At 68.4% G+C, this 2,369-nt stretch carries 4 protein-coding genes and 1 tRNA gene; 2 read left to right on the plus strand and 3 right to left on the minus strand.

The window, feature by feature from the left end; translation table 11 throughout:
* The first annotated feature begins 307 nt into the window (after positions 1-307).
* Positions 308-433, plus strand: a complete 126-nt coding sequence (locus tag P1J78_RS24600) for a hypothetical protein (protein ID WP_275570012.1) — start codon at positions 308-310, stop codon at positions 431-433.
* Here P1J78_RS24600 and P1J78_RS24605 read toward each other — a convergent pair.
* Positions 430-1,239 (minus strand): YdcF family protein, encoded by an 810-nt coding sequence (locus P1J78_RS24605; protein WP_275570013.1) that lies wholly within the window; start codon positions 1,237-1,239, stop codon positions 430-432. The genes P1J78_RS24600 and P1J78_RS24605 overlap by 4 nt on opposite strands.
* Positions 1,240-1,294: 55 nt before the next feature.
* Positions 1,295-1,371 (minus strand) — tRNA-His (locus P1J78_RS24610).
* Positions 1,372-1,530: 159 nt separating this feature from the next.
* On the opposite strand from P1J78_RS24610, the gene P1J78_RS24615 reads away from it, so the two are divergent.
* The gene (locus tag P1J78_RS24615) at positions 1,531-1,728 is read left to right on the plus strand and encodes a DUF6324 family protein (protein ID WP_275570014.1); all 198 of its coding nucleotides are present in this window, start codon (positions 1,531-1,533) and stop codon (positions 1,726-1,728) included.
* A 43-nt stretch (positions 1,729-1,771) separates the two neighbouring features.
* Here the strand turns inward: P1J78_RS24615 and P1J78_RS24620 are convergent, their stop codons facing one another.
* Positions 1,772-2,233: an MmcB family DNA repair protein gene (locus tag P1J78_RS24620; protein WP_275570015.1), complete on the minus strand. Its 462-nt coding sequence runs from the start codon at positions 2,231-2,233 to the stop codon at positions 1,772-1,774.
* Positions 2,234-2,369: the final 136 nt, after the last annotated feature.

Here is a 2,369-nt window from a genome sequence, read left to right on the forward strand (position 1 = left end):
CGAAATGCCCTGCCGACAGGCGATTGCAGAGCAATCGCCGAGAGGCGGCGCTGCACGGCGTTCCGCCGCGCGACGCAGGTGGAAATGTCCCACGGAAAATCCAGTGTCGTGCAGTGTGACGACGCGCGGACAGTTAGCGGTAGCATGAATAATATCAAAGACTTGGCACCCCGTCCAACCTTGGACACCCCCGGACATCACCGATTTCACGGGCCGCCCGGGGCCGAGATCGCGCGAACCGTCACAAAAGCTCGAAACGAATCGCTTATGCGCGCTGCGACGGTCCGATGGACGCATGGGGGACGCGATGACCGAGATCGACCCGCTTCGCTTCGTATTGCAAAGCTGCTTCGGCCGGGCCCGCCGCGCCCGCCGCGGGATCGGCCTGCTGTTCCGCGCGACCGCCTCCCCGGCGCCGGCGCGCCAGCCCTAATCGGCCAGGCAGCCGGGCACCTCGTCGGCCGGCACCGCCCGCCCGAGCAAGCGATAGGCGATCCGTCCGATCCATTCCTTCACCGCGAGGTTCAGCACGTCCAGATTGAGCGCCAGCCGCCAGTCGGGGCGCCACGCGCCGCCCTCGCTGCGGTGATCCACCGGCCAGGGCACCAGCCACCGCCAGCCCGCGGCGCAGAAGGTCTCGACGCTGCGCGGCATGTGATAGGCGCTGGTCACCAGGATCCACGGCCCCTCGGCCCCCTCCGGCAGAAGCGGCAGGGTCAGCCTTGCGTTCTCGGTCGTGTTGCGCGACTCCGATTCCAGGATCAGCCGATCCGGCGCAAGGCCGGCACCGAGGAAGATCTCGCGCGCGATGGACGCCTCGGCCGTCTCGGGCGTCAGCGCGGCCGCCCCGCCGGTGAAGATCACCCGCGCCTCGGGAAAGCGCTCGGCCAGCATCAGCGCCGCGACCATCCTGTCGCCGGCACCGTTCAGGCTCGGCAGGCCCCAGTTCCGCGTCACCTCGGTCTCCTGCGCGCCGCCGAGCACGACGATCCCGGCCGGCGACACGACGTCCGGCCGCACGGGATAGGCGCGCTCCAGCGGCGCGATCACGGCCTCCGCCAGCGGCAGAAGCCCGATCGCCAGCATCGCCCCGATCCCCAGCACCATCGCGCGCAGCGCGCCGCGCCGCCGGCCGCGCCACAGAAGCCACGCGGCCAGGACGAAGACCAGGAGCAGAAGCGTCTCGGGCCGGGTCAGATATCCGACGAGTTGGGCCGCGATGAAGAAGAGTGTGTCCACGCCAGACCCCGTCGCGGCGATATGCGCCCCAGCCCTAACCGATCCGTCCGGAAGATGGTACCGCCTCCCCGGCTCGAACGGGGGACCTCTGGATCCACAATCCAGCGCTCTAACCAACTGAGCTAAGGCGGCCCTGCCGGGCGAATTAGCCCCGGCGCTTCTCGAATGCAAGGGGATTTGCGGACAGAATGGCTGCGCTTCCCGCTCGACCGCGTCAGGCGGGACTGGCTTGCCCGGCCCCGTGTGGTACGCTACCGCCCTGCGAAGCGAATGCGAGGCAAGGGCATGGGCATGGGCATCAACACCGAAAGCGACATCGAGGCCAACCTGCAGATCGGGCCGACCAGCGAAGGGATGGTGCGCATCTATGTCGAGGGCGGCGGGGTCGAGCTGCCGATGGATTTCTCGCCCGACGAGGCCGAGGACATCGCCGAGGAAATCCGCGCCGCCGCGGCGCGCGCCCGCGGGCCGTCGCGCAAGCGGAAGTGACCGGCGGGCGGGCGCGATTTTTCGACGAAAAATCGTCGCCGGCTCAGAGGTCGGTGAGGGGCAGGTCCGGGTCGCGCGCCGCCTGCCAGCGCAGCGCCGCGTGGCGGGCGAATTTCTGCAGCATCGTCTTGCGGCGCGCGCCCGCCAGCTTCGTCTCCGGCCCCATCCGCACGATCTCGGCATCGTAGGCATCCGCCACGATCAGCCCCGTTTCTTCCGGCAGAAGCTCGGTCGGGAACGCTTCGTCGACCGCCCAGAAATAGCGGTCGCACCATTCCAGATAGCCCTGCCACTTGCGGTCGGTCTGAAAATCCGCGCGGCTCGACTTGCACTCCACGACCCAGATCTCGCCCTTCGGACCCAGCGCCATCACGTCGACGCGCAGGCCCGGCGCCGGCACCAGCTCCTCCACCGTCACGAAGTCGTGGCTCAGAAGATGCCGGCAAACGCCGCGCGCCAGCAACTGGCCGGGTTTCATCTCGGGGCGAGGCAGATCGTCGGGCATGTCCGAATTCATGAACAATTCGTGAACAAAAATCAAGCCCCCGTCGCCCCTTGCCGGGCCGCGCTCTTCGGCTTATGTCCGGTCTCAGGCGGGCACTGCCCTTCCCGTGCAGAGGTCATATTCCGGTGGCCTTTAA

Source organism: Psychromarinibacter sediminicola (assembly GCF_029168335.1).
Classification (GTDB): Bacteria; Pseudomonadota; Alphaproteobacteria; order Rhodobacterales; family Rhodobacteraceae; genus Psychromarinibacter; species Psychromarinibacter sediminicola.

Bases quoted from the DNA above. Each gene is read 5' to 3' on its own strand.
- P1J78_RS24600 (WP_275570012.1), top strand. From the start codon at position 308: ATGACCGAGATCGACCCGCTTCGCTTCGTATTGCAAAGCTGCTTCGGC.
- P1J78_RS24615 (WP_275570014.1), top strand. From the start codon at position 1,531: ATGGGCATCAACACCGAAAGCGACATCGAGGCCAACCTGCAGATCGGG.
- P1J78_RS24620 (WP_275570015.1), bottom strand. From the start codon at position 2,233: ATGCCCGACGATCTGCCTCGCCCCGAGATGAAACCCGGCCAGTTGCTG.